The organism is Lutimaribacter saemankumensis, assembly GCF_900100005.1.
Classification (GTDB): domain Bacteria; phylum Pseudomonadota; class Alphaproteobacteria; order Rhodobacterales; family Rhodobacteraceae; genus Lutimaribacter; species Lutimaribacter saemankumensis.
Map to the genome: position 1 here is coordinate 17,447 of NZ_FNEB01000002.1, position 26,667 is coordinate 44,113.

The following is a 26,667-nucleotide window of genomic DNA, read 5'->3' on the forward strand; positions in this document are numbered from 1 at the left end:
CGCTCGCGGCCTATTGCGCCTTTGCCTCGTCCTGCAGCTTGTCGAACCGGGCGGCAAGGGCCTTTTTGTGTCTGTCTTCCCGCTCTTGCAGGGAATTCAGATCCGGCAGGTAAAGCGCGTCGACCGTGCCTTCGGGAAACCGGTCCAGAACCGCATCCCACCGCAGGGCAAACCCATCCGCCTTGCGGCGCAACCGTTCCGCGCGGTCCGGGTGCTTTGCGCGGTACCAGTTAAAGTACTTCAGGACACCCGCCCAGAACCGGTCATGCCCGAAAGACATGAACAGCCCTGCCACCACGATGACGGGAAAAAGCAGCAGCGCCACCAGCAACCAGGGCCGGAAAACGGCCAATAGCGCCAGAACCGCCAGCGCGATGTGCCGGCGGGTCGGCCTGTAACCGCGCACCCGCGCCACCAGCCGCGCAAGCGGCGCGGGCAAACGCCGTCGGCGCGGGGTGACCACCGCATCGGCAGCTTTTTCCGCTGCGCGGATCTGGTTCTTCAGTGAAGTGTCGTTATCCGTGGCGTCGACCATACCGCGAATGGCGGCATCCAATTCGTCGTTCGGCGCCTCTGCGGGCTCATCGCCCAGGGGCTTGGCTGGCGAAACTGCGGCTTCGGCCGCTTCTTTCTCGATTGGCTTCGTGTCGGGCCTTTCGTCGGGTGCCGATGCCGTCCCGTCCGCCTGATCCTTCAGCAACTCGCGGATCGCCAGGACATCCGCGTCCAGGTCTGCCTTTCCTTTTTGTTCGGTCATGCCCATCCCTCAACGTCACACGGCCCGCTTGCTTGCGCAGACGAGTCCGGTGCGATCGTCCCCGAGAAATCCGGCATCCGCGCGTCAAAACCGTGCCCAGAATGCGGCGGCGGGCCCTCTGGCCGGGACGTGAGGTAAAATGCTTTCACCACAGTCACTTGGCGGTTTTGCCCCCGTCATGTCCCGTTTTGAAATTGAGTCAGCCCCAACCGCTTCGTAACGTCCCGTCGTGCCTGTCGCAAAAGGAGGAGTGCGATGTGGAGCGGACCGCAGCTTGGCCCGGACACGCCCGGCTATGACGAAAACCGCGCGGCCATGCTGCGCGCAATCGACGAACTTCGCGCGCTTGAATCGCGCGCCGCGCAGAAATCCGAACAGCGCCGCGCACGGTTTCACGAACGGGGACAAATCACCCCGCGGGAAAGGCTGGCGCGGCTGCTCGATCCCGGCATGCCCTTCCTTCGCCTGCACAGCCTTGCCGGCTATTTGGCCGATACGGACAACCCCGAAACATCCATACCGGGAAGCACCTTTCTGGCCGGGATCGGCCATGTCGCGGGTGTGCGCGTCGCTATTGTAGTCGATGACAGCGGCATCAACGCAGGCGCGCTCAGCCCGATGGCGCTGCAGGCCATGCTGTCGGTCCAGGAAATCGCGCTCCGCCAGAAGCTGCCGTTCATCCATCTTGTCGAAAGCGCGGGCGCGAACCTGATGAACTATCGGGTCGAGGACTGGGCGCATGGCGGCGCGGTGTTTCGCAACCTCGCCCGCCTTTCGGCGGCGGGCCTGCCCACGATCGCGGTCCTGCACGGGCCGTCTACGGCGGGCGGGGCGTAGGGGCGTATATGCCGGGATTGTCGGATTACGTGATCGCCGTCCGGTCGAACGGAATGGCCGCGCTGGCCGGGGCGGCGCTTGTCCACGCGGCCACCGGCGAAAAGACGACAGACAAGGATGTGGGCGGCGCCGAAATGCATGCGACGGTTTCCGGCCTGGTCGAGTATCTGGCCGAAGACGACGCCCATGCCATCGAAATGGCGCGCCGCGTGGTGGGCCGGCTCGACTGGAACCGCGACATCATGCCGGCGAAACCGCGCGGTTTCGCCCCGCCATCGCGCGGTATTGACGAGCTGGCAGGTATCGTGCCTGCCGACCCCAAGACACCCTATGACATGCGCGAGGTCGTCGCCCGTCTGGTCGACGGATCGGATTTCGACGAATTCAAACCGGATTTCGGCCCGGGCGCTCTATGCCTTCAGGCGCTGGTTCACGGCATCGCCGTCGGCATCCTTGCCAACAACGCGCCGATCGACCCTGCGGGCGCGAACAAGGCCACGCATTTCATCCAGGCGTGCGACCAGGCGGGGACACCATTGATATTCCTCAACAACACGACCGGCTACATGGTCGGCACCGCATATGAACGCGCCGGCATGATCAAGCACGGCTCGAAGATGATCCAGGCGGTGTCCAACGCGCAGGTGCCCAAGATCACGATGTATTGCGGGGCCAGTTTCGGCGCCGGCAACTACGGCATGTGCGGCGTCGCATACGAGCCGGATTTCCTGTTTGCGTGGCCCAATTCGCGATCGGGCGTGATGGGGGGCGAGCAGGCGGCCAGGACCATGAGCATGGTCGCCCGCGCCGGTGCCGCGCGCCGCGGAGAAGACGTGGACGAAGACAGGCTGGCCCGGCAGGAGGGCGCGATACAAGACCTGTTCGATCGCCAGTCCAGCCCGTTCTACACGTCGGGCCGCGTTCTCGATCACGGTGTGATCGACCCGCGGGACAGCAGGAAGGTGCTGGCCTTCTGCCTGATGACCTGCCTCGAGGCGCGCAAGCGTGAATTGCGGCCGAACTCCTTTGGCGTGGCGAGGATGTGACGATGGCATTCGATACTATCCTTGTCGCCAACCGCGGCGAAATCGCCTGCCGCATCCTGAAAACGGCACGCGCCATGGGCTTGCGCAGCGTCGCCGTCTATTCCGACGCCGATGCAGGAGCGCCGCATGTGGCGCTGGCGGACGACGCCGTTCGGATCGGGCCCGCAACCGCGGCCCAAAGCTACCTGAACACGGACGCGATCCTTGATGCGGCCCGCCGCAGCGGCGCGCAGGCGATCCATCCGGGCTATGGCTTTCTGTCTGAAAACGCGGATTTCGCGCGCGCGGTCGTGGCTGCGGGGCTGACTTTCATCGGCCCGGACGCGCATGCGGTCGAGGTCATGGGCGACAAGGCCGCCGCCAAGCGCGCGATGATCGCGGCCGGGGTGCCCTGCGTTCCGGGCTATCAGGGCACGGATCAATCAGACCCGACGCTGCTGGCCGAAGCCGACAGGATCGGCTTTCCCCTCATGGTAAAGGCGGCGGCTGGCGGCGGTGGGCGCGGCATGCGTCTTGTCGCCGATCCTGCGGATCTGCCCGATGCAATCACCCGCGCCCGCAACGAGGCGCAAGCCGCGTTCGGATCGGACGCTCTGATCCTGGAGCGCGCGGTCCAGCGCCCACGTCACGTCGAAATCCAGGTCTTTGCCGATGCCCATGGCAACGTGATCCATCTGGGTGAACGGGATTGCTCGGTCCAGCGCCGGCACCAGAAAGTCGTCGAAGAGGCGCCCTGCCCCGTCATGACAAGTGAACTGCGCGCCGCGATGGGCCGCGCGGCGACCGATGCAGCCCGTGCCGTCGATTACCGCGGGGCGGGAACGGTCGAATTCCTGCTGGATGCATCGGGTGCGTTCTATTTCCTGGAAATGAACACGCGCCTGCAGGTCGAACACCCGGTGACAGAGATGGTGACCGGGCTCGACCTCGTGGCGTGGCAGATCGCCGTGGCGCAAGGCGCCCCCCTGCCCCTGTCGCAAGATCAGGTGGACCTGCGCGGTCATGCGATCGAAGTGCGCCTTTACGCCGAGAACCCGGCGCAGGATTTCCTGCCTGCCACTGGACGGATTGCACAATTCTGCCCGGCGGATGGGGAAGGTATCCGCGTCGATGCCGGCATCGCCACCGGCCAGACGGTCAGCCCGCATTACGACCCGATGCTGGCCAAGGTGATCGCCCATGGCCCGACCCGCGAAATCGCCCGCCAGCGCCTGCTGGCCGCGCTGGACCAGACGGTCCTTTTGGGGGTGACGACCAATGCCGGGCATCTTGCGGATATCCTGCGCCAGCCGGCCTTTGTCGCGGGCGAGGCCACGACCGCATTCATCGCGGAGACCTATGACGCAATCGCAACGCCCTGCCCGGACACCCGGCACCTTGCCTGTGCCGCGGCCTTGCTGCTGCAGAACGAGACCGCAGCCGCGCTTGCGGCGTCGACCCTGCCGGATGACAGCCTTTCGGGGTTCGCGTCGGATGGCGGATTGCCTGTCCCTGTCGACCTGTCTCAGGGCGACAGCGTTTCCACCTTGTCGGCCCGGGCCGAGGGGGCGGCCGGATGGATGATCCGTGGCGCCGACTGGGAACATCGCGTCGAAATCCGCGAAGTGACGCCACCCCGCGCTCGGCTGGTGGTGGACGGTCGGGGCCTTTCGGTCGGGTTTGCCATGGATGAGGCGGACGGGCTCTATCTTCAATCCGAGGCGCAATCGTTCCACTTCGCCCGTCACCGTCCCTGGGCGGATGCAGCCGCAATGGACGGCAACGGAACGCATGCAGCCCCGATGCCGGGTTTGGTCGTTTCGGTCGACGTGGCGCCGGGCGACCAAGTCGAGAAAGGGCAGGTTCTGGCCGTTCTTGAGGCCATGAAGATGCAGCATTTGCTCCGCGCGGCGGTGGATGGTTCGATCGCCGAAGTGTTCGTCGCCACCGGGCAGCAGATCGACAGCGGCACCGTGATACTGACAATCGAGGAGGTCGAGGAATGAGCCTGAGCGAAGCGAATGACTTTCTTGCCGAGTCCGAAGTGCTGCACGATGCGATTGCGGACTTGCCGGCATCTGCATTCGATACACCCACGCAGTTCAAGGGTTGGACGATCAACGACGTGCTTGTCCATCTCCATTTCTGGAACCGCGCGGCCGATATCTCGGCCAGTGACGAGGCCGCGTTTCACGACATGGTCGCCCCGGTCTTTGCGTCATTCCAGAAGGGCGACGGCATGCGCGGGCCGGAAAACGCGGCGATTGCCGAACGCGGCCCCGACCTGCGCGCGGCGTGGATCGCACAGGCCCGCGACATGGCCGGGCGCTGGCAGCACATGGACCCGAAGGCGCGGCTGCCATGGGCCGGGCCGTCGATGTCGGCGCGGTCATCCATCACCGCACGGCAGATGGAAACCTGGGCGCATGGCTTCGAAGTGTTCGATACGCTTGGGCTGACCCGCGAAGAAGGCGACAGGCTGCGCAACATCGTGGTGCTTGGGGTGAACACCTTTGGCTGGTCGCACAAAGTGCATGGGTTGGACGTGCCGGACACGATGCCGAAATTACGGCTTACGGCACCCTCGGGCGAGATCTGGGAATTCGGCGACGACACCGCGGGCCTGATCACCGGAATGGCCGTCGATTTCGCGGCCGTCGTCACCCAGACGCGCGCGCTGGCCGATACCGCGCTGCGCATCGACGGGCCGGTGGCGCAAACCTGGATGGCCCATGCGCAATGCTTTGCCGGCCCGCCCGAAACGCCCCCCGCCCCCGGCACCCGCCACATAAGGACCGACTGATATGGACAAGGCGATCCTGACATGCGCGCTGAACGGCGTTCTGACCGACCCGACCCAGCATCCGGTGCCGGTCACACCGGCGGAATGCGCCGCCTCGGCCCGCGAGGCGATGGATGCCGGCGCATCCGTGATCCATATCCATTATCGCCAGCAGGCTCCGGGCAAGGGCCATCTGCCCAGCTGGGATCCGGCCGTGGCCAAGGAAATCGTGGATGCCATCCGCGATGCCTGCCCGGGCATCATCATCAACTCGACCACAGGGGTCGTCGGGCCCGACTACCAGGGTCCGCTGGACGTGCTGCGCGCGCTGCGGCCCGAAATCGGCGCCTGCAACGCAGGTTCGCTCAACTACCTGAAACTCAGGGCCAATGGCGATTGGGCCTGGCCGCCGATGCTGTTCGACAACACGCCGCAGAAGGTGGGCGATTTCCTCGATGTCATGCGGGAAACCGGCACGCGGCCGGAATTCGAATGTTTCGACACGGGCATCGTCCGGTCCGTCGCGATGTATGTGAAAAACGGGATGACCGACAGCGCGCAGTATAACCTCGTGATGGGCGTGGCATCCGGGATGCCGGTCGATGCCGCTCTGCTGGAGTGGCTCATGGGGTATATCCTCGATGGTGCACCGTGGCAGGCGACCCTTATCGGACGCGATGAAATCTGGCCGGTGCACCAGAAAGCCGCGGAACTGGGCGGCATGTTGCGCACGGGCGTCGAGGACACGTTCTATCTGCCGGACGGGTCCAAGACGCGCTCGAACGGTCAACTGATCGAAGCTCTGGCGCATTGCGCCGGGAATGCGGGCCGCGCCGTGGCCAGCCCGCAAGAGGCGCGGCAGATACTGGGTCTGCCCGCCTAGCGCACCACGTAGACCGAGCAGGTCGAATGGCGCACGACGCGCGCGGCGTTAGGGCCCAGCAGGTAGTCGCGCAGATCGGGGCGGTGCGCGCCCAGAACGATCAGGTCGGCGCCGTCCTTTTCCGCGGTTTCGATGATCTCGTGATAGGCGGTCCCGACCCCCACCACATGGCGCACCTTGGCGTTGGCATCGTCGCCAATGGCGCCTGACACCAGGTCGTTGAGGATTTCCTTTGCGTGCTCCACGGCCTTTTGCGTGTGGTCGTCACTGAAGAAGCCCCCGACGACGCTCATGCCGTAATCGGGGATCACGGTTATGACGTCGAGTTGCGCCCCCTCCAGCTCGGCCAGACGGTGCGCGGTCTGCACGACCTTCACCTCGGCGTCGGGGCGGTTGACGTCAACGGCACACAGAACGGTCTTGATCATGCCGGTACTCCCTCGATTGATCTGGCGCGGCGGGATTGCATCAGGGCGATCAGGCCCAGCAGAAGCAGCGCGGGGATGAATATCAGTTCCTTGGGCAACTGGTCGTTGGGCGCACGCACGGCAGTGATCTGCACGGGATCGTCGCCGTAGAAATCAAAGCTAGACAACGTGTCGGCCAAGGGTGTGCCGAACATCGGCTCTTCCAGGATCATCTGGTCGCCTTCGGGCGCAAGCAGCAAACCAAGGGAATCCAGCCGCGCGGCGGCATCGGCACCTTCGGGCACGTCCAGAACCAGCGTCAGGTCCTTCATTTCGAGCGTATCGAAATCCGGCCCCGACACGACCGTTCGCAGGCTCGAGCCAACGGGCGCATTTGCCAGAACCTCTTCGAACTGCGCGGGTTCAACGTCTTCATAGGGCGGCTGGATCATGTCCATGAAGAACCCCGGACGGAACAGCGCAAAGGCGATCACCAGCATCGCCACGGTTTCCCAGATCCGGTTGCGGGTCAGGAACCAGCCCATCGTCGCCGCAGTGAAGATCAGGATACCGATCGTGGCCACGACAAAGACGATCACCCCCTGCACCCAGGTCACGTCGATCAGCAACAGGTCGGTGTTGAAGATGAAGACAAAAGGCAGCGCGACGGTGCGCAGGCTGTAGAAGAACGCGGTAAAGCCGGTGCGGATCGCATCCCCGCCCGACACGGCGGCGGCCGCGAAACTGGCCAGCCCAACCGGCGGCGTCACATCCGCCATGATCCCGAAATAGAACACGAACAGATGCACGGCGATCAACGGCACCACGAGGCCCGATTGCGCGCCCAGTTCCACCACGACCGCCACCATGAGCGAGCTGACGACAATGTAATTCGCCGTGGTCGGCAACCCCATGCCAAGGATCAGCGACAGGATCGCCACGAAGATCAGCATCAGGATCAGGTTGCCGCCGGAAAGGAACTCGACGAAATCGGCCATCACCTGCCCGATCCCGGTCAGCGACACGGTGCCGACGATGATGCCGGCGGTCGCCGTGGCAAGGCCGATGCCGATCATGTTGCGCGCACCGTCGATCATGCCCGCGATCAGGTCGATCAGACCCTCGCGCAAGCGGCCCATCGCGTTCGCTTCGCCGCGGAACATGGCCTTGAGCGTCTTCTGCGTCAGCAGGATGAAGAACAGTAGGAACGTCGCCCAGAACGCCGACAGGCCCGGCGACTTGCGCTCGATCATCAGGAAATAGACCAGCACGATGATCGGCAGCAGGTAATAGAGACCCGTCTTGTAGATCTGCGTGATGTCGGGCAGCTCGACGACCTCGGCATTGGGATCGTCGGGTTCAAGGTCGGGCGCTTGCGCGGCCAGCCAGACCAGCGCGACATAAACCAGCCCCAGCGCCGCCGACAGAACCCAGCCCGAGCCTTCGGGCACCAGCGCCACGATCCAGCCCACCGGGTATTGCGTGGCATAGCAAAGCCCCGCGAACCCGGCAAAGAACAGGATCATCCCGCCGATGGTGCGGCCCATCGACACCACCTTGTTGCCAAGGGTCGGCATGTTGTTCTTCACCGCCTCGAGATGGACGATATAGACCAGCGCGATGTAGGAAATGATCGCGGGCAGGAAGGCGTGGGTGATCACCTCGAAATAGGAAATGCCCACATATTCGACCATCAGAAAGGCCGCGGCGCCCATGACGGGCGGCATGATCTGCCCGTTGACCGAGCTTGCGACCTCGACCGACCCGGCCTTTTCGGCGGAAAAACCGACGCGCTTCATCAGCGGAATGGTGAACGTGCCGGTGGTGACCACGTTTGCGATGGAAGAACCAGAAATAAGCCCCGTGGCGGCCGAGCCGACAACGGCGGCCTTGGCCGGACCACCGCGCAGATGACCCAGCGCGCCGAATGCCATCTTGATGAAGTAATTCCCCGCACCGGCCTTATCCAGCAGCGCACCGAACAGCACGAACAGGAAGACGAACTTGGTCGATACGCCCAGCGCGATGCCGAACACCCCTTCGGACGTGATCCACATGTGGCTCATGGCCTTGCGCAGCGACGCACCGGCCCAGCGGATCTGGTCGGGCACGGCCTCGGACGCGCCGAAGAACACATAGGCAAGAAAGATCAGCGCCAGCACCACCATGACCGGGCCCAGCGTGCGGTAGGCGGCGATGAACAGAAAGGTCAGACCGGCCAGCGCGAACATCGCGTCGCTGTCGTCGGCAAGCCCGCCATTCTGGACGATCTTGTCGTAAAAGAAATATCCGTAAAGCGCGAGGTAGGCCCCGCCGATCGCCAGCAGCCAGTCATACCATGGCACCGAGGTTTTCGACGCGGAGCGGAACAATGGATAGGCCATCGCAGACAAAAAGATCGCAAAGGCCAGATGGATCTGGCGCGAGTTGTTGATCAGGTCGCCGGGCAGCACATATGGCGCGACCGGCGAGGCCAGAAGCACTTGGAACACCGACCAGATCAGCGCGACCGCCGCGATGAAGAGACCAAGATTGCCGGGAACCTTGCGCGCGCCGCTGTCGCTGGCGGCGACGAGTTCCTGCAGCTCGTCTTCGTTCAGTGCAGATTTTTCTCTGTCGGACATGGGCCCCTCCGTCCCGGCGCGCTGGCCGAAAAACACTTGTTATTATGACGAAAGTCTCCGGGGGGCGTGGGCCGCCCCCCGGTATGGTCTGGGACAGATTACTCCATCCAGCCCTTTTCCTTGTAATACTTCGCGGCACCGGGGTGCAGCGGCGCCGACAGGCCGGCCGAGATCATTTCCTCGGGCTTGAGGTTGGCGAATGCCGGATGCAGGCCCTTGAAGTCTTCGAAGTTCTCGAAGACCGACGAAACGACGGCATAGACCGCGTCTTCGGACACGTCGGCCGAAGTCACGAAGGTGGCGCCGACACCGAAGGTCGTCACGTCTGCATCATTGCCACGGTACATGCCACCCGGGATCGTCGCTGTGCGGTAGAACGGGTTGTCGTCCACCAGTTTCTGAACGGCATCACCCGACACTTCGACCAGCACCGAGTCGCAGGCAGTGGTGGCTTCCTGGATCGACCCGGACGGGTGCCCCACCGTGTAGACCATCGCGTCGATCTGGTTGTCGCACAGTGCCGCCGACTGTTCCGCGGCCTTCAGTTCGGTTGCCAGGGCGAAATCGTCCGTGGTCCAGCCCTTGGCCTCCATCAGCACTTCCATCGTGCCCCGCTGGCCGGAGCCGGGGTTGCCGATGTTCACGCGCTTGCCCTTGAGGTCATCGAAGGTCTTGATGCCGCTATCGGCGCGGGCGACGACGGTGAACGGCTCGGGATGTACCGAGAATACCGCGCGCAGACCCTCGAAAGGACCGGCCTCTTCGAAGCGCGAGCTGCCGTTATAGGCATGGTACTGCCAGTCCGACTGTGCCACGCCGAATTCCAGCTCGCCTTCGCGGATGGTGTTGATGTTGTAGACAGACCCGCCGGTGGATTCGACCGAGCAGCGGATGCCATGTTCCTTGCGGCCCTTGTTCACCAGCCGGCAGATCGCGCCGCCTGTCGGGTAGTAGACGCCGGTCACACCGCCGGTGCCGATCGTGATGAATTCTTCGGCCGTGGCGGGGACCGCCAGCATCGCCGATGCCGCGATTGCCGCAAATCCGAGTTTGAACTGTTTCATCAGGTGTTTCTCCCTTTTTCGGTTGATGGTTGGTTAGTCGCCGGGGCCGAAAAACCCCGGAAATTCAAATATCGATGACCTCCTGCAACGCGCGGCTGCGGCGCTCGATTTCGCCAATCCGCTCGGCCGCGTCCGGGCCGGCCTTGCTGGCCAGCATCGCCACCAGGGTTTCCAGCAGGAAAAGGGTGCCGACATAGGAGGTAAAGAAATTCGACCCCTCTGTCGGAACGATGAAGCCGCTTTGCGCGATTCGCAACGCCGGGCAGGCGTGGCTGTCGGTGATCACCATCAGGAAAACACCCTGGGCATGCGCCATCTCGGCGGCGCGCATGGATACCCGCGCATATGGCGGTTTGGTGATGATGATCAGCGCATCGCGTTCGTCCATGTCGGCGAGGGCCGCGCCGATCGATGCGCCCATGCGCCCAAGCTGTGTCCAGTTCGGCCCGAGGAAATTCGCCATGTAGCCCAGGTATTCCGCAATCCCGGTCGACCCGAGCGCCCCCAGAAGCGCCACCTTTCGCGCCGTGTGCAAACGGTTCACCGCGGCCTCGAACCGGTCCGCATCGATCTGCGTCAGTAGCTTGTCGATGTTTCCCACGGCGGCATCGCGTGCGCGGTCCAGATGGCCGCGGGCCCCGTTCTCGCCGCTCTTGCGTAAACCTTCGGCACGCGAGGCGAAACTGGCCACCTGCCGCCCGATCTGCGCACGCAGGGCATCGCGCAGGTCTTCGAAACTTTCGTAGGACAACGCACGCGCCAACCTGCTGAACGTGGCAGGCGCAAGGCCGCTTTCATCCGATACACTGCGCAGTGACCGCGTCGCGGTGTCCAGGGGGTTGGCCACGAGATAGTCGCCTGCCTCGCGCAAGCGCGGGCTGAGTTGGCCATAATTCTGGGCCAGCCTTTGCTGGAAACTCGTGTTCAAGAATGCCCCCGTTGGCGATGCGCGCAGTTTTTGTGTGTTTTCGCGCGATTCGTAGTGTTTCAAGTGTTTCAAATATTGTCAACGCTCGACACATCTGTTTCATGGCGCGATAGTACGACAGACGCGCGACTCAGACCCGGAGGCCCAGATGCCCAGCGCCAGCCACGTCTTTCACCGCAGTTCCCGTGCCACCCCGCCCCGCGCGGTTTCGGGGCATGGCGCCTATCTCGTGGATGAAAACGGCAAGCAATATCTCGACGGATCGGGCGGGGCGGCGGTGTCGTGCCTTGGCCATTCCGACGCCGAGGTAATTGCCGCGATCCAGGACCAGGTCGGCAGGCTTGCCTTCGCGCATACCGGTTTTTTCACGTCTGAACCGGCCGAGCGGCTGGCCGACCGGCTGGTCGCGCATGCGCCGGACGGCATCGACAAGGTGTATTTCGTTTCAGGCGGGTCCGAAGCCGTGGAAACGGCGCTTAAAATGGCGCGGCAGTATTTCATCGAGATCGGCCAGCCCAGCCGCACGCGTTTCATCGCCCGGCGGCAAAGCTATCACGGCAACACCCTGGGCGCTTTGTCGGCAGGCGGCAATGCCTGGCGCAAGGCGCCATTCGCGCCGCTTATGGCCGAAAGCCATCACATCGCGCCCTGTTACGCCTATCGGGGCCAGGAAGCAGGCGAAAGCCTGGAAGATTACGGCCTGCGCGTCGCCAACGAGTTGGAGGCCGAGCTGCTGCGCCTTGGTCCCGACACGGTGATCGGGTTCGTCGCCGAACCGGTGGTCGGCGCGACGATGGGGGCCGTTCCTGCGGTTCCGGGTTATTTCAGGCGTATCCGCGAAATCTGCGACCGCTATGGCATCCTGCTGATCCTAGACGAGGTGATGTGCGGGATGGGGCGGACCGGGACGCTTTTCGCCTGCGAACAGGACGGGATCAGCCCCGATATCGTGACCATCGCCAAGGGGCTTGGCGCCGGTTACCAGCCGATCGGTGCAACCCTGTGTTCCGGCGCGATACATGATGCGTTCGCAGAAGGCTCCGGCTTTTTCCAGCACGGGCACACCTATATCGGCCATGCAACGGCTTGTGCGGCGGCCGATGTGGTCGTAGGCAAGCTGACCGATGGCGGCATGACCGCCCGTTCGGCGGAAATGGGCGAAAGGTTGGACCGCGCGTTGCGGGATCGTTTCGGCCAGCATCCGCATATCGGGGATATCCGCGGGCGCGGCATGTTTCGCGGGCTCGAGATCGTCGAAGACCGCGAAACCAAACGGCCCTTCGCCCCGGAAAAGGGTGTGAACAAGGCCATCAAGGCCGCGGCGTTCGAGGCCGGACTTATCTGCTATCCGATGGGCGGCACGATCGACGGGCGCACCGGCGATCACGTGCTTCTGGCCCCGCCCTTCATCCTGACGGACGATCAGGTGGGCGAGCTGGTCGACAAGCTCGATACAGCGTTCTCAAAGGTGATCTGATGACCGCCCTGCCAAGGATTATGGTCGCCCCCAACGGGGCGACGCGGACGCGTGCGGATCATCCGGCGCTGCCCGTGACGCTGCCGCAGATCCTGGACACCGCACGCGCCTGCGCGGCCGAGGGCGCGGACGGTTTGCATTTGCATCTGCGCGACGAAACCGGGCGGCACCTTCTGGATGCCGGGGCCTATCGCGAGGCGCTGGAGGAGCTGCACCAGGCGGTGCCCGGCCTGGCAGTCCAGATCACGACCGAGGCGGCGGGGATCTATTCGCCCGAGGCGCAGCGCACCGTCGCGCTGGAGACCGGCGCGCCGCTGGTGTCGGTGGCCTTGCGTGAAATGCTGCGGGACGACACCCAGACAACCTTGCGTTTCTTCCGCGATTGCGCCGAACGTGGCATCGCGGTGCAGCATATCCTGTTCGATGCGGATGATGCGGCCCGCCTGACCGGGATGCTGCCGGTCGAGATGCTGCGCGATCCCGCCTTGCAACTGATCTTCGTTCTTGGACGGTACACCGATGGGCAGGCGTCAACGCCCGCCATGCTGCAGCCGTTTCTTGACTGGCTGTCGCTTGCGCGCATCACACCCGACTGGATGGTATGTGCCTTCGGGCCGGCGGAAACGCCATGCCTGCTGACAGCCGCGCAGGCAGGCGGCAAGCTGCGGGTCGGGTTCGAAAACTCGCTCTGGCACCCTGATGGCACCGTCGCGGCCGACAATGCCGACCGCGTGCGGCACGTGGTTCAGGCGCTCGAGGCGGCCAAGGGAACAGTCTGATCCGCGCGGATCATGTCGGCAGCCTTTTCTGCGATCATGATCGTGGGCGCATTCGTGTTGCCGCCGATCAATGTCGGCATCACCGAAGCATCGACCACGCGCAGCGCCTCCAACCCGCGCACGCGCAGTTGCGGATCGACCACGGCCATGTCATCGACGCCCATCCGGCAGGTTCCGACCGGATGATAGATCGTGTCCGCGCGGGACCGGATATGATCCTCCCATTCCGCGTCGGTCATGCCGTCGCGCAGGCCGAACATTTCCTTGTGGCGGTAACGCGCCATCGGTTCCTGCATGACGATCTCGCGCGTCAGTCTGGCCCCGGCAATCATTGTGTCCAGGTCGCGCCTGTCCGACAGGTAGCGCGGGTCAATCCGCGGCGCGTCAAGCGGGTTGGCCGAGTTCAGCCCGACATGCCCCCGCGAATGCGGACGCAGCGCGCAGACATGCACCGAAAAGCCATAGCCGGGATGCAGCCGCCGGGCGTGATCATCGACAATCGAAATCACGAAGTGCAGTTGTATGTCGGGCAATTCCAGCGCGGGGCGGGTTTTCAGAAACGCCGCACCTTCGGCGAAAGGGGTGGCGATCATGCCCATCCCGTCGCGCCGCCAACGCAGCGCGTGGCGGATCAGGTTCACCGTGCCCGTGGCGCCGATGCCGAAATTGTCAGTGTCCTTCGATTTCCACGCCAGGATGAAATCCAGGTGGTCCTGCAGGTTGCGGCCCACTCCAGGCAATTCATGCTGCATCGCGATCCCGTGGGGTTGAATATCCTCGGGATGGCCAATGCCGGAAAGCTGCAGCAGTTGGGGCGAGTTGAACGCCCCGCCGCAGAGGATCACCTCGCGGCGGGCCTGCACCTGCCGTGCCTTGCGGCCCTGCCGGAAGGCGACGCCGGTCGCGCGCTTGCCCTCCATCAGGATGCGTGTTGCGCGGGCATGGGTCAGCACGGTCAGGTTCGCGCGCTCCTCCATGACCGGGTGGAGGTAAGCCGCCGCAGCCGAACACCGCTCGCCATGGCGCTTTTCGTCGTGGAACTGTGTCACCTGGTAAAGGCCGACGCCTTCGTTGTCGCCGGTGTTGAAATCGTCGCGTTCACGGATTTGCAGCCGTTTCGCCGCCTCGACAAAGGCCCGGGTCATGGGGCGCGGGCTGTTCTGGTCCGAGACATGCAGCGGGCCATCGGCCCCATGCGCGGCATCCGTGCCGCGTTCATTGCTTTCCGCCCGCCTGAAATAGGGCAGCACGCTATCCCAATCCCAGCCGTCACAGCCAAGATCGGCCCAGTGATCGTAATCCGCCCGGTGCCCGCGCACATAAAGCATCGCGTTGATCGCCGATGATCCGCCCAGCGCGCGGCCCCGTGGCTGGTACCCCTTGCGCCCCTTCAGTTCGGGTTGCGGAACCGTCTTGAACGCCCAGTTGTTGATCTTGCCCCAACCCGGCAGCATCACCACCGCTCCGGCGGGCGCGCGGACAAAGATGCTGTTCCCGCTGCCACCCGCCTCCAGAAGGCAGACGGTGACGTTCGGATCCTCGCTCAGCCGCGCGGCCAGCGTGGCACCGGCGGACCCGCCGCCAACGATCACGTAATCGGCTTGCATGCTGTCCCTCCCCCTTTTCAGGCGAGTGAACCGCAGGCCGCACGCTCTTGTCCAGCGTGACGGGTAGTCAGGGTGTTTCCGCGCTGGACGCCGGGTCGAGCCGCCCTGCCATCACCGCGCTGAGCATGACCATGACGGCAGCCGTGCCAAGCGTCAGCGCCAGACCGCCCACTTGATAGGTCAGCCCGGACAGAACCGTTCCCAAAAGCCGCCCGCCGGCATTGGCCATGTAATAGAACCCGACGTCCATCGTGACCCGCTCGGCCCGGGTGAAGGCCAGGATCAGATAGGAATGCAGCGACGAGTTGATCGCAAAGATCGCGCCGAACACCAGCAAGCCGGCCACCAGTGCCAGGGTCAGCCACGGCGCCGGCCCGCCCGACAGCGCCACCGCGACCGCCAGCAGCGCCGGTACGAGGGCAAGCGCCAGCGCCCAGCCGCGCGCTGCCCGGACCAGTGCTGCCTCACCGCGCGATTTTGCCCGCAAAACGCGCGGTGCTGCGGCCTGAACCGCGCCGTAAAGGATGATCCACCCCGCCATGAAGCTGCCGATCAGGAAGAAGGCGGCGCGGTTGCCAGCCTCGGTGCCATCCGACAGCACGGCATAGAAATAGACCGGAATGCCCACCACGAACCACACGTCGCGGGCCCCGAACAGGAACACGCGCGCGGCGCTCAGCCAGTTCACGTTGGCGGATTTCGAAAACACCTCGGAAAACTTGGCCCCCTTGCGCCCGCGCGGGAGGCCGGCGGGCATGAAGGCGACGACCGCAACAAGGATCGCCGCCAGCACGGCGGCCATCGCGATGACCGACAGCGTAAACCCCAGCAGCCCAAGCAGTGCCGCGCCCAGAAGAAAGCCAACGCCCTTGACCGCGTTTTTCGACCCGGTCAGGACGGCCACCCAGCGAAACAGCCCGTCGCCCTGCGCGGGGGCCAGCAGCTTGACCGCGGATTTCGACGACATCTTGGCCAGATCCTTGGCGACGCCGGATGCGCCCTGCACCGCCATCACATAGGCCACCGACATTCCGACGGCCCAACCGGGATCGAGCTGCGCCAGTGCGATCAGTGCCAGAACCTGAACGCCCAGCCCGGCGTAAAGCGTCGCGGTCAGCCCGAACCGCACCGCGATCCAGCCCGCGGACAGGTTCGTGACCATGCCCGCGATTTCATAGAGAACGAACAGATAAGCCAGTTGCACCGGGCTGAAGCCCAACGTGTGAAAGTGCAAAAGGACCAGCATCCGCAACGCGCCATCGGTCAGCATGAAGGCCCAGTAGGCCGCTGTGACGGCGATATAGGCGGACACGCCGTCAGCGCGGTCTTTCACAGGCCTTCCCCGACCATCAGCGCCACGTCCACCAGCCGGTGGGCATAGCCCATTTCGTTGTCGTACCAGGCATAGACCTTCACCTGTGTGCCGTTCACCACCATGGTCGAAGGCGCATCGACGATGGTCGAACGCGTGTCATTCACGTAGTCGGCCGACACCAGGGGGCGTTCTTCGTATCCCAGGATGCCTTTCAGCACACCCTCGGACGCGGCCCTGAACAAGGCATTCACCTCGTCCGCCTGGGTGGCGCGTTCGACCTCGAACACGCAATCGGTCAGCGACGCGTTCAACAGGGGAACGCGCACGGCATGGCCGTTCAGGCGGCCGGTCAGTTCGGGGTAGATCAGCGTGATCGCCGTGGCGCTGCCCGTTGTCGTCGGGATCAGCGAATTGAGCGCGGACCGCGCGCGGCGCAGATCCTTGGCGGGGCGGTCGACGATCGTCTGCGTGTTGGTCACGTCGTGGATCGTGGTGATAGACCCGTGCCGTATGCCGAGGTTTTCATGGATCACCTTGACGACCGGGGCCAGGCAGTTGGTGGTGCAGCTTGCCGCCGTGACGATCCGGTGCTGCGCGGGGTCGTAGGTGCCTTCGTTGACGCCATAGACGATATTGGCCGTCGGGCCATCCTTGACCGGGGCGGATACCACGACCTTTTTCACACCGGCATCGAAATACGGGGCAAGCTTTGCCTCGGTCTTGAAGGCTCCGGTGCAGTCGATCACCACGTCCACGCCATCGAGCGGAAGATCGGACAGGCCGCGTGTACCGATGAACGGCAGGTGCGTGTCGTCGATGATTACGGCCGTATCGTCATGCGCGAACCGGGCGGGCCAGCGTCCGTGGACGGTGTCGAATTCCAGCAGATGCGCGTGCATCGCCGCGTCGCCCACAGCGTCGTTGATCCAGGCCAGTTTCGCGCCGCGCTCCAGCAGCGGGCGCAGGGCCAGCTTGCCGATGCGGCCCAACCCGTTGATGGCATAGGTGGTCATGCGGTTTGCTCCGTTTCAATTTGGCTGCGGGCGATGTCGTCGACGGCCTTTTGCAACGATATCCGGTCAAGCGTTTCCAGCGGCAGCGCGGCGAAAGCGCGGATGCGGTTCGCCAGCGCGCCATAGGCCTGCTGGAAGGCCAGCGATTTCTGCGCGTCCGTGCCTGCCGCCTTGACCGGATCGGTCACCCCCCAATGGCCGGTGATGGGCTGACCTTCCCAGGCCGGGCATTCCTCGTTCGCGGCGCGGTCGCAGACGGTGAACACGAAATCCATGCGCGGCGCATCCGCGGCCTGGAATTCGGCGATGTTCTTGGCCCGGAGCAGCGTCAGGTCGTGCCCCTTGGCGCGCAGCACCTCGAGCGCGAAGGGATTGAGTTCGGAGTAAGGTTTCGTGCCCGCCGAATAGACGTTGAAGCGATCCCCCGCTTCGGCCCGCAGGGCGGCCTCGGCAAAGATCGAGCGGGCGGAGTTCCCGGTGCAGATGAACAGCACGTTGTATTTGTCCGGGTGCATGGGCGTATCCCTTTCGAAAGTGGCAAGCGGCAGGCACATGTCGGGGCGCCCGCGGCAACACTCTTGGGTCAGGAAATCCAGCATCTGCCACATCCCCGTCATCTCGACGCTGTAAAGAAGCGACGTGCCGGCCCGCTGCTGGGTCACGAGCCCCGCCTGGGCAAGGGCCGAAAGATAGGAGGACAGCGTGCTGGGCCGCAAGCCAAGCACCTCGGCGATCTCGCCTGCGGGCAGCCGGTCGGGATACCGGCGCATCAGCAGTCGGAATATCGCCAGCCGTTGCGGATGGGCCAAGGCGGACAGCCGGGAGATGACTTGTTTTTCCATATTTCGCGAATATTCGAAATATAGCCCCGCGAGCAAGTGAAGTTTTTGTAACGCCCCCTGTTGTTCGCCCCCTGTTGTTCGCCCCCTGTTCACCGCTAATGTCACGGCATGACACAGACATCGCAAACCGGCCTCAGCAATTCCGATATCGTCGCCCTGACCGAATGGCGCAGGATGCTGCATCGGCATCCCGAATTGTCGGGCCAGGAGGCCGGGACAGCGGCACGCGTTGTCGAAATGCTTGGCGCCACACGGCCCGACAGGATCGTCACCGGGCTTGGCGGGGATGGGGTGGCCGCGACATATGACAGCGGAAAGCCCGGCCCCCATGTGATGCTGCGCTGCGAACTGGATGCCCTGCCGATCGAAGAGATCAGCGATGCGGCCCACCGGTCGACGGTGTCCGGCGTGGCCCATCTGTGCGGGCATGACGGGCACATGGCGCTGTTGGCGGGGATGGCGCGGCTGCTGGGCCGGCAACGGCCGTCCCGCGGGGCGGTGACGCTGATGTTCCAACCCGCCGAGGAAGACGGCGCCGGGGCGGCGCGCGTCGTCGCCGACCCGCGCTTTGCCGAGATGCGCCCAACCCATGCCTTCGCCATACACAACATGCCGGGGTTCCCCCTTGGGCATGTCACGCTGGGCGATGGGCCGGTCATGTGCGCATCGCGCGGGATGCGGGTGGTTCTGAGCGGGCGCACCTCACATGCGTCAGAGCCGGAAAAGGGCGTTTCGCCCATGCAGGCGCTGGCCCTGCTGATGCCGCGCCTTGCCGCTCTCAGCCATGGCAGGCCGGAAACCGACCCGGATTTCACCCTGGCCACCATCTGTCACGCCCGTCTGGGCGAACCGGCCTTTGGCGTGGCACCGGGCGAGGCCGAGCTGTTCGTGACGCTGCGCAGCCTGCGGGACGACCGGATGGCGCGCCTGGTCGCGGATGCCGAAGATATGGTTCGCGAGGTCGCGGATCGAAACGGTCTTTCGGTCGCCATCGACTATGACGACGTTTTCGTGACGACCGAAAATTCCGCGAAAGCCACAGAAATCGCGCGCAAGGCGCTGGACCGGATCGGCATGTCCCATGACGCCTCCGGCTTGCCCTTTCGCCCGTCCGAGGATTTCGGCCGCTTCGGCGGCGAATGCGAACTGGCGATGCTGTTTCTGGGCTCGGGTGTCGATCATCCGGCCCTGCACAACCCGGATTTCGATTTCCCCGACGACCTGATCCCGATCGGCACCCGGATTTTCGCTGCCATCGTCGCCCAAGTGATGCGCGAAGGCTGACACGCACGCGCCGCCCTGCTATCAAAATCCTGGATAGCGATAGGGGTTTTCGATGATACGGCAATTGGAGATGTTGCTGGCCCTGGCCAAGGAACAGCATTTCGGGCGCGCTGCCGAAAAGCTGGGCATTACTCAACCCACGCTGTCGAGCGGTATCAAGCAGCTGGAGGACCAGTTGGGTATCAAGCTGGTCCTGCGCGGATCGCGCTATGGCGGATTGACGCCCGAAGGACAGCGCGCCCTGGTCTGGGCCCGCCAGATCGTCGGGGACACGCGGCGCCTGCGCGACGAGATGCGCGCCGTCCGCGAGGGTTTGTCCGGGCATCTGCGGCTTGCGGTCATTCCCACTGCACTGACATGGGCCGCGCGCCTGACCACCACCTTTGCCGAGGCGCATCCAAACGTGTCTTTCACGGTCATGTCGCGGTCATCGGTCGAAATCCTGGACCTTTTGGAAAACCTCGATGCGGATGCCGGCATTTCCTATCTCGACAACGAACCGCTGGGGCGCGTTTCGCAGGCGCCGCTCTATCGGGAACATTATGCCTTTGTCTGCCGGTCGGATCATCCGCTGGCCGGGCGTGCGCATGTGGCCTGGTCCGACCTGGGCGATACGGCGCTTTGCCTGCTGACGCCAGACATGCAGAACCGCCGCATCATCAACCGCAACTTCATGGAAGCCGGCGTTGCGCCAAAGGCCCGTATCGAAAGCACGTCGACCATCGTTCTGGCCGCGTCGGTGATCAACGGAGGGCAGGCAACGATTCTACCTTACGAGCACGCTGCGTTCCTTGCGCAGGGCCATGACCTGACCGTCGTGCCCATCGACGAGACCCGTGGCGCCCCTGCAGTGGGCCTGATCGCCCCCTATCAGGAGCCGCAGACACCGGTTCTGGTGGCCCTGTTCCGCGTGGCGGGGCGGATTGCGACAGGTGAGAGTCTGCAGGCGACATGATAGAGAAACTCTATCGACCGACGAAATTATGATATTGAATAGCATATCAATGCGGCGCAGAACCCTCTTGTTGAGCAAGGGAGAAGCCAATGCGCCCGACGGCCGCCGCCACCGTTCCCGAGCATGTGCTGGAAGACAGCGCAGCCCGCATCCTGACCGAGCTTGAAGGGCTCGAAGGTCCGCTTTTGCCGATCCTGCACGCGCTGCAGGCGGAATTCGGCTTCGTCCCGCAGCAGGCCGTGCCGTTGATCGCGGAACGCCTGAATATCAGCCGCGCCGAAGTGGCGGGCGTGATTTCGTTCTACCATGATTTCCGCGCGGCACCTTCGGGACGCCGCGTGGTGCGTGTCTGCCGCGCCGAGGCGTGCCAATCGATGGGTGCAAACGCACTGGCGGACCGGCTGCAGGAAAAGCTGGGGATTGGCTGGGGCGAAACCACACCGGATGGCGGCGTGACGCTGGAAGCCGTCTATTGCCTGGGCCTGTGCGCCTGCGCGCCGGCCGTTCAGGTCGATGGCGAACTGCTGGGCCGCGCTGACATGGCCCGGATCGAAGACATCCTGTCGGAGGTGGCGGAATGAAGATCTACCTTCCACGCGACGCTGCAGCCAAGGCCCTGGGCGCCGAGCGTGTTGCAGACGCGATCATGGCCGAAGCCGACAAGCGCGGCGTCGATGTCACGCTGGTGCGCACCGGCACGCGCGGCATGATCTGGCTGGAACCGCTGGCCGAGGTCGAAATCGACGGCGTGCGCCATGGCTTTGGCCCGATGCTGGCCAGCGATGTGCCCGCACTGTTCGACGACCCGGCCAGCCATCCCCGCGCCCTTGGCCCGGTGGATGAACTGGACTGGATGAAACGCCAGACCCGCCTGACCTTTGCCCGCTGCGGCGTGATCGACCCGCTGTCGCTGCCGGATTACGAGGCGCATGGCGGGCTTGCCGGCCTGCGCCGCGCCATCGCGATGACCGGGCAGCAGATCGTCGACGAGGTCAAGACCAGCGGCTTGCGCGGGCGTGGCGGCGCGGGCTTTCCGACGGGGATCAAGTGGCAGACCGTGCATGACGCGCAGGCACCGCAGAAATACATCGTCTGCAATGCCGATGAAGGCGACAGCGGCACCTTCGCCGACCGCATGATCATGGAGGGCGACCCCTTTACCCTGATCGAGGGCATGGCGATCGCGGGTCTGGGCGTCGGCGCGACACGCGGCTATGTCTACCTGCGCAGCGAGTATCCCGACGCCATCGCCGTGATGACCGAAGCAGTACGGATCGCGCGCATGGCCGGCGTTCTGGGTGATGACGTTTTGGGTTCCGGCCGCGCGTTCGACATGGAGATACGCACCGGCGCCGGCGCCTATGTCTGCGGCGAGGAAACCAGCCTTCTCAACAGCCTCGAAGGCAAGCGCGGGGTGGTCCGCGCCAAGCCGCCGCTGCCCGCGCTAGAAGGGTTCCTGGGCCGGCCGACGGTGGTGAACAACGTGATCAGCCTGGCGACCGTTCCGGTGATCCTTGAAAAGGGCGCGCAGCATTACGCAGATTTCGGCCTCGGCCGGTCGCGCGGCACGGTCACGCTGCAGATCGCGGGTAACGTCAAACGCGGCGGCCTGTTCGAAACCGCCTTTGGTATCACCCTGGACGAGGTGGTGAACGACCTGGGCGGTGGCTCGGCTTCGGGCCGCCCCGTCAAGGCGGTGCAGGTGGGCGGACCGCTTGGCGCCTATCTGCCGGCATCGAAATTCGACGCGCCGCTGGGGTACGAGGAACTGGACGCCGAAGGCGGGCTGCTGGGCCATGCCGGGCTGGTCGTGTTCGACGACAGCGCCGACATGCTGCGGATGGCCCGCTTTGCGATGGAATTCTGTGCCATCGAATCCTGCGGAAAATGTACGCCCTGCCGCATCGGTGCGGTGCGCGGCGTCGAAACGATCGACCGGATCGCCCAGGGCGATGGTGGTGCGGTCGAGCTGCTGACCGATCTTTGCGAGACCATGAAAGAAGGCTCGCTTTGCGCACTGGGGGGCTTCACCCCCTTCCCTGTCATGTCCGCTCTGACGCATTTCCCAGATGAGTTCGCGACCGCGAAGGAGGCCGCAGAATGAAGGATTTCATCATCCCCGACGATCGCGACATGGGCACGCCCGCGTCGAAATCGGATGTCATGATCACGCTTGTCGTGGACGGGATCGAAGTAACCGTACCCGAAGGCACTTCGGTCATGCGCGCAAGCGCCGAGGCCGGCATCCAGGTGCCCAAGCTGTGCGCGACCGACAGTCTCGAGGCGTTCGGCTCCTGCCGGCTCTGCGTGGTGGAAATCGAAGGACGGCGCGGCACGCCGGCCTCGTGCACGACGCCGGTGACCGATGGCATGGTGGTGCACACGCAATCGAACAAGGTGCGCAAGATCCGCAAGGGCGTGATGGAGCTCTATATCAGCGACCATCCTCTCGATTGCCTGACCTGCGCGGCCAATGGCGATTGCGAATTGCAGGACATGGCGGGCGCCGTGGGCCTGCGCGACGTTCGGTACGAAGCCCCCGAAGGCGGTGCGCTGGCCAACCACTTCGAGGCGCGCAACACCAGCGGCGAGGCCAATCCCGAATGGCTGCCCAAGGACGACAGCAACCCCTATTTTACCTATGATCCCGCCAAATGCATCGTCTGCAATCGCTGCGTGCGCGCCTGCGAAGAGGTGCAGGGCACCTTCGCGCTGACGATCGACGGGCGCGGCTTCGACAGCCGCGTGTCGGCGGGCAGTTTCGGTGACGATTTCCTGAACTCCGATTGCGTCAGCTGCGGGGCCTGCGTGCAGGCCTGCCCCACCGCGACGCTGCAGGAGAAATCGGTGATCGAGCTTGGCACGCCCGAACGTTCTGTCGTGACGACATGTGCGTATTGCGGTGTCGGCTGTTCGTTCAAGGCTGAACTGAACGGCGACCAGCTGGTGCGCATGGTGCCTTACAAGCACGGCAAGGCCAATCGCGGCCATTCCTGCGTCAAGGGCCGGTTCGCCTATGGCTACGCCACCCACCGCGACCGCATCCTGAACCCGATGATCCGCGACAGCATCGACCAGCCCTGGCGCGAGGTCAGCTGGGACGAAGCGATCACCTTCGCCGCCCAGCGCATGCGCGGCCTGCAAGAGACATACGGCCAGAAATCCATCGGGGTCATCACCTCGTCGCGCTGCACGAACGAGGAAACATTCCTGGTGCAGAAACTGGCACGCGCGGTGTTCGGCAACAACAACACCGATACCTGTGCCCGCGTCTGCCATTCACCGACCGGTTACGGCCTTGGGCAGACGTTCGGCACCAGTGCAGGCACCCAGGATTTCGACAGCATCGAACACTCGGATGTGGTCATCGTGATCGGCGCGAACCCGACGGACGGGCACCCCGTTTTCGGCAGCCGCCTGAAAAAGCGCCTTCGCCAGGGTGCGCGGCTGATCGTGATCGACCCGCGCCGCATCGACCTGGTCAAGGCACCGCACACCCGCGCCGCGCATCACCTTGCGCTGCGCCCAGGCACCAACGTGGCCGTCGTGACGGCGCTGGCGCATGTGATCGTGACCGAGGGCCTGTTCGACGAGGCGTTCATCCGCGAACGCTGCGACTGGGACGAATTCCAGGATTACGCCGCTTTCGTCAGCGAAGCGCGCCACAGCCCGGAAGCCACGGAGCTGCTGACCGGCGTACCCGCGTCCGAGCTGCGCGCCGCAGCGCGCCTGTTCGCGACCGGCGGCAACGGCGCAATCTATTACGGCCTGGGCGTGACCGAGCACAGCCAGGGCTCGACCACCGTTATGGGCATCGCCAACCTTGCCATGCTGACCGGCAATATCGGCCGCCCCGGCGTGGGCGTGAACCCGCTGCGCGGCCAGAACAACGTGCAGGGCAGCTGCGACATGGGCAGCTTCCCGCATGAATTGCCCGGCTATCGCCACGTCAAGAACGCCGATGTGCGCGAAGTGTTCGAAAGCCTGTGGGGCGTTGCGATCGACCCCGAGCCGGGCCTGCGCATCCCCAACATGCTGGACGCCGCCGTCGAAGGCACGTTCAAGGGGCTTTACTGCCAGGGCGAGGACATCCTGCAATCGGATCCCGATACCAAACACGTGGCGGCGGGCCTTGCGGCGATGGAATGCGTCATCGTGCATGACCTGTTCCTGAACGAAACGGCCAATTACGCGCATGTTTTCCTGCCCGGCTCGACCTTCCTGGAAAAGGACGGCACCTTCACCAATGCCGAACGGCGGATCAACCGCGTGCGCCGCGTGATGGCCCCGCGCAACGGATATGCCGACTGGGAAATCACGCAGCTTCTGGCAAACGCCATGGGGGCGGGCTGGCACTACGCCCACCCGGCCCAGATCATGGAGGAAATCGCCGCCACGACCCCGTCTTTCGCCGGTGTCGATTATGCCCTGCTCGAAGAAAAGGGCAGCGTGCAGTGGCCCTGCAACGACGCACACCCCGAAGGCACGCCGCTGATGCATGTGGATGGCTTCGTGCGCGGCAAGGGACGGTTCATCGTGACGGAATACGTGGCGACGGACGAAAAGACCGGCCCGCGTTTCCCGCTGCTGCTGACCACCGGGCGCATCCTGTCGCAATACAACGTGGGCGCCCAGACACGGCGCACGGAAAACGTGGTGTGGCACGATCAGGACGTTCTGGAAATCCATCCACATGACGCTGAAAACCGCGGCATCCGGGATGGAGACTGGATCAGGCTGGCCAGCCGGTCGGGCGAAACCTCGCTGCGGGCCAAGATCACCGACCGGGTCAGCCCCGGCGTGGTCTATACCACCTTCCACCACCCCGACACGCAGGCCAACGTGATCACCACCGACTTTTCCGACTGGGCCACCAACTGCCCGGAATACAAGGTGACCGCGGTGCAGGTCAGCCCGACCAACGGGCCTTCGGAGTGGCAGGAGGATTACACCGCGCTGGCCGAACGGTCGCGCCGCATCCTGCCGGCAGCCGAGTGACCGCCATGACAAACCGCGCACATAAATCGCTTGGCGGGCTGTCGGTTCAATCCGGCGGGCAGCGCGCGGTCACACGCGCCCTGCCGCAGGAAGTGCCCGTGGCGCTGGTCTTTGACGGCACGACGCAGGCCGTCATGATGGCCAGCCCGAGCGACATAGCGGATTTCGCCCATGGCTTTGCCCTCAGCGAGGGGCTGATCGACAGCCTTGAGCAGGTCGAAGACTTCGAGGAAATCACGCATGACCGCGGCATCGAAGCCCGGTTCTGGCTGCGTGGCGAAAGTGGCGCTGCGCTGAAGGACCGCCGCCGTGCGATGCTGGGCCCGGTGGGGTGCGGATTGTGCGGGATCGATAGCCTCGATGCCGCGCTGCGCGCCCTGCCCCGTCTGCCCGACGACGCCATGCGCCTGACCCGCGCCGAGGCCGCCGGCGCCACCGACGCGCTGCGCGACCACCAACCCCTGCATGACCGCACTCGCGCGGCCCATGCCGCCGGGTTCCTTGTGCCCGGACAGGGTATCACCGTCGCGCGCGAGGACGTCGGCCGGCACAATGCGCTGGACAAGCTGATCGGCGCGCTGGCGCGTGAGGGCATCGACCCGGGCACCGGCGCCTTCGTCATCACCAGCCGCGTGTCCGTCGACATGGTGCAGAAGACCGTGATCGCAGGCGCGCCCGTGCTGATCGCCGTGTCCGCCCCGACCGCACTCGCGGTGGACATGGCGGAAAACGCCGGGCTGACCCTGGCCGCATTCGCGCGCGGCGACGGGTTTGACCTTTACGCCCATTCCCACCGCATCACCGATGGAGATACCGATGTCGCCTGACAAGCTGACCATGATGGCGAACCAGATCGCCACCTTCTTCAAGTCGCAACCAGACGCGGACAGGGCGGAACGCGTGGCCGCGCATATCAACGATTTCTGGGAACCCCGCATGCGCGCGCAACTGGCCGAACACGCCGCGCAGGGCGGCGCGGGGCTCGATCCGCTGGTCATGGCTGCGATGGATCACATCCGCGTCCCGGCCTGAACGGCCTTTCCCGCGTCCATCCTTCATCTTGCCCCAAATACTCGGGGTGAATTGGCGC

The 26,667-nt window shown here is 64.7% G+C and carries 23 protein-coding genes; 14 read left to right on the forward strand and 9 right to left on the reverse strand.

The genetic code is table 11. The features are described 5' to 3' along the window. Positions 1-10: 10 nt before the first annotated feature. A complete protein-coding gene (locus BLT50_RS04790; protein ID WP_139170473.1) occupies positions 11-757 on the reverse strand; it encodes a hypothetical protein in 747 nt (248 codons plus the stop codon). A gap of 255 nt (positions 758-1,012) precedes the next feature. Here BLT50_RS04790 and BLT50_RS19690 point away from each other — a divergent pair, with 255 nt between their 5' ends. Genes BLT50_RS19690 through BLT50_RS04810 form a run of 5 tightly spaced genes read left to right on the forward strand, consistent with a single transcriptional unit; the run spans position 1,013 to position 6,284 of the window. Continuing rightward, a complete protein-coding gene (locus BLT50_RS19690) occupies positions 1,013-1,594 on the forward strand; it encodes a carboxyl transferase domain-containing protein (RefSeq protein WP_281241597.1) in 582 nt (193 codons plus the stop codon). 8 nt (positions 1,595-1,602) lie between these two features. Then, positions 1,603-2,640: an acyl-CoA carboxylase subunit beta gene (locus BLT50_RS04795; RefSeq protein WP_281241598.1), complete on the forward strand. Its 1,038-nt coding sequence runs from the start codon at positions 1,603-1,605 to the stop codon at positions 2,638-2,640. A gap of 2 nt (positions 2,641-2,642) precedes the next feature. Next, on the forward strand, positions 2,643-4,625 hold the full coding sequence (locus tag BLT50_RS04800; RefSeq protein WP_090027138.1) for an acetyl/propionyl/methylcrotonyl-CoA carboxylase subunit alpha: 1,983 nt from the start codon (positions 2,643-2,645) through the stop codon (positions 4,623-4,625). Then, the gene (locus tag BLT50_RS04805) at positions 4,622-5,422 is read left to right on the forward strand and encodes a TIGR03084 family metal-binding protein (RefSeq protein WP_245723293.1); all 801 of its coding nucleotides are present in this window, start codon (positions 4,622-4,624) and stop codon (positions 5,420-5,422) included. The genes BLT50_RS04800 and BLT50_RS04805 overlap by 4 nt, the downstream gene beginning before the upstream one ends. 1 nt (position 5,423) lies before the next feature. Beyond that, positions 5,424-6,284 (forward strand): beta-keto acid cleavage family enzyme, encoded by an 861-nt coding sequence (locus BLT50_RS04810; RefSeq protein WP_090027140.1) that lies wholly within the window; start codon positions 5,424-5,426, stop codon positions 6,282-6,284. Here BLT50_RS04810 and BLT50_RS04815 read toward each other — a convergent pair. The 4 genes from BLT50_RS04815 to BLT50_RS04830 form a co-directional block, all read right to left on the reverse strand. Then, entirely contained in the window at positions 6,281-6,712 is a 432-nt protein-coding gene (locus BLT50_RS04815; protein ID WP_090027142.1) for a universal stress protein, read from the reverse strand. The two genes, BLT50_RS04810 and BLT50_RS04815, sit on opposite strands and share 4 nt — an antisense overlap. Then, a complete protein-coding gene (locus BLT50_RS04820; RefSeq protein ID WP_090027926.1) occupies positions 6,709-9,315 on the reverse strand; it encodes a TRAP transporter permease in 2,607 nt (868 codons plus the stop codon). The genes BLT50_RS04815 and BLT50_RS04820 overlap by 4 nt, the downstream gene beginning before the upstream one ends. A 98-nt stretch (positions 9,316-9,413) precedes the next feature. Then, positions 9,414-10,379 (reverse strand): TAXI family TRAP transporter solute-binding subunit, encoded by a 966-nt coding sequence (locus tag BLT50_RS04825; protein ID WP_090027144.1) that lies wholly within the window; start codon positions 10,377-10,379, stop codon positions 9,414-9,416. Positions 10,380-10,443: 64 nt separating this feature from the next. Next, positions 10,444-11,307: a MurR/RpiR family transcriptional regulator gene (locus BLT50_RS04830; RefSeq protein WP_245723294.1), complete on the reverse strand. Its 864-nt coding sequence runs from the start codon at positions 11,305-11,307 to the stop codon at positions 10,444-10,446. A 148-nt stretch (positions 11,308-11,455) separates the two neighbouring features. Here BLT50_RS04830 and BLT50_RS04835 point away from each other — a divergent pair, with 148 nt between their 5' ends. Both BLT50_RS04835 and BLT50_RS04840 read left to right on the forward strand, forming a co-directional pair. Next, complete coding sequence (locus BLT50_RS04835; protein WP_090027146.1) at positions 11,456-12,784, forward strand: aspartate aminotransferase family protein; 1,329 nt, start codon at positions 11,456-11,458, stop codon at positions 12,782-12,784. Beyond that, entirely contained in the window at positions 12,784-13,563 is a 780-nt protein-coding gene (locus BLT50_RS04840; RefSeq protein ID WP_090027148.1) for a beta-keto acid cleavage family enzyme, read from the forward strand. Before BLT50_RS04835 ends, BLT50_RS04840 begins: the two co-directional genes overlap by 1 nt. Here BLT50_RS04840 and BLT50_RS04845 read toward each other — a convergent pair. From BLT50_RS04845 to BLT50_RS04860, 4 genes are all read right to left on the reverse strand, one after another. Then, positions 13,530-15,170 (reverse strand): GMC family oxidoreductase, encoded by a 1,641-nt coding sequence (locus BLT50_RS04845; protein WP_090027150.1) that lies wholly within the window; start codon positions 15,168-15,170, stop codon positions 13,530-13,532. The genes BLT50_RS04840 and BLT50_RS04845 overlap by 34 nt on opposite strands. A 67-nt stretch (positions 15,171-15,237) precedes the next feature. Next, positions 15,238-16,503, reverse strand: a complete 1,266-nt coding sequence (gene arsJ, locus BLT50_RS04850; protein ID WP_090027151.1) for an organoarsenical effux MFS transporter ArsJ — start codon at positions 16,501-16,503, stop codon at positions 15,238-15,240. Next, on the reverse strand, positions 16,500-17,498 hold the full coding sequence (locus tag BLT50_RS04855) for an ArsJ-associated glyceraldehyde-3-phosphate dehydrogenase (RefSeq protein ID WP_090027153.1): 999 nt from the start codon (positions 17,496-17,498) through the stop codon (positions 16,500-16,502). The genes arsJ and BLT50_RS04855 overlap by 4 nt, the downstream gene beginning before the upstream one ends. Beyond that, positions 17,495-18,340 (reverse strand): metalloregulator ArsR/SmtB family transcription factor, encoded by an 846-nt coding sequence (locus tag BLT50_RS04860; RefSeq protein ID WP_090027155.1) that lies wholly within the window; start codon positions 18,338-18,340, stop codon positions 17,495-17,497. Before BLT50_RS04860 ends, BLT50_RS04855 begins: the two co-directional genes overlap by 4 nt. Positions 18,341-18,448: 108 nt before the next feature. Here BLT50_RS04860 and BLT50_RS04865 point away from each other — a divergent pair, with 108 nt between their 5' ends. The 7 genes from BLT50_RS04865 to BLT50_RS04895 all read left to right on the forward strand — a co-directional run bounded on the left by BLT50_RS04865 (position 18,449) and on the right by BLT50_RS04895 (position 26,609). Continuing rightward, positions 18,449-19,624, forward strand: a complete 1,176-nt coding sequence (locus tag BLT50_RS04865; protein ID WP_090027157.1) for an amidohydrolase — start codon at positions 18,449-18,451, stop codon at positions 19,622-19,624. A gap of 52 nt (positions 19,625-19,676) precedes the next feature. Beyond that, complete coding sequence (locus tag BLT50_RS04870; RefSeq protein WP_090027159.1) at positions 19,677-20,579, forward strand: LysR family transcriptional regulator; 903 nt, start codon at positions 19,677-19,679, stop codon at positions 20,577-20,579. A gap of 89 nt (positions 20,580-20,668) precedes the next feature. Next, positions 20,669-21,160 carry a formate dehydrogenase subunit gamma gene (locus BLT50_RS04875; protein ID WP_090027161.1) on the forward strand — a complete coding sequence of 164 codons (492 nt, stop codon included), beginning with the start codon at positions 20,669-20,671 and terminating at the stop codon, positions 21,158-21,160. Next, positions 21,157-22,683, forward strand: a complete 1,527-nt coding sequence (locus BLT50_RS04880) for a formate dehydrogenase beta subunit (protein ID WP_090027164.1) — start codon at positions 21,157-21,159, stop codon at positions 22,681-22,683. The genes BLT50_RS04875 and BLT50_RS04880 overlap by 4 nt, the downstream gene beginning before the upstream one ends. Further along, positions 22,680-25,577: a formate dehydrogenase subunit alpha gene (fdhF, locus tag BLT50_RS04885; RefSeq protein WP_090027166.1), complete on the forward strand. Its 2,898-nt coding sequence runs from the start codon at positions 22,680-22,682 to the stop codon at positions 25,575-25,577. Before BLT50_RS04880 ends, fdhF begins: the two co-directional genes overlap by 4 nt. Before the next feature lie 5 nt (positions 25,578-25,582). Further along, a complete protein-coding gene (gene fdhD, locus BLT50_RS04890; protein ID WP_090027928.1) occupies positions 25,583-26,404 on the forward strand; it encodes a formate dehydrogenase accessory sulfurtransferase FdhD in 822 nt (273 codons plus the stop codon). Beyond that, a complete protein-coding gene (locus BLT50_RS04895; protein WP_090027168.1) occupies positions 26,394-26,609 on the forward strand; it encodes a formate dehydrogenase subunit delta in 216 nt (71 codons plus the stop codon). Before fdhD ends, BLT50_RS04895 begins: the two co-directional genes overlap by 11 nt. Positions 26,610-26,667 lie beyond the last annotated feature (58 nt).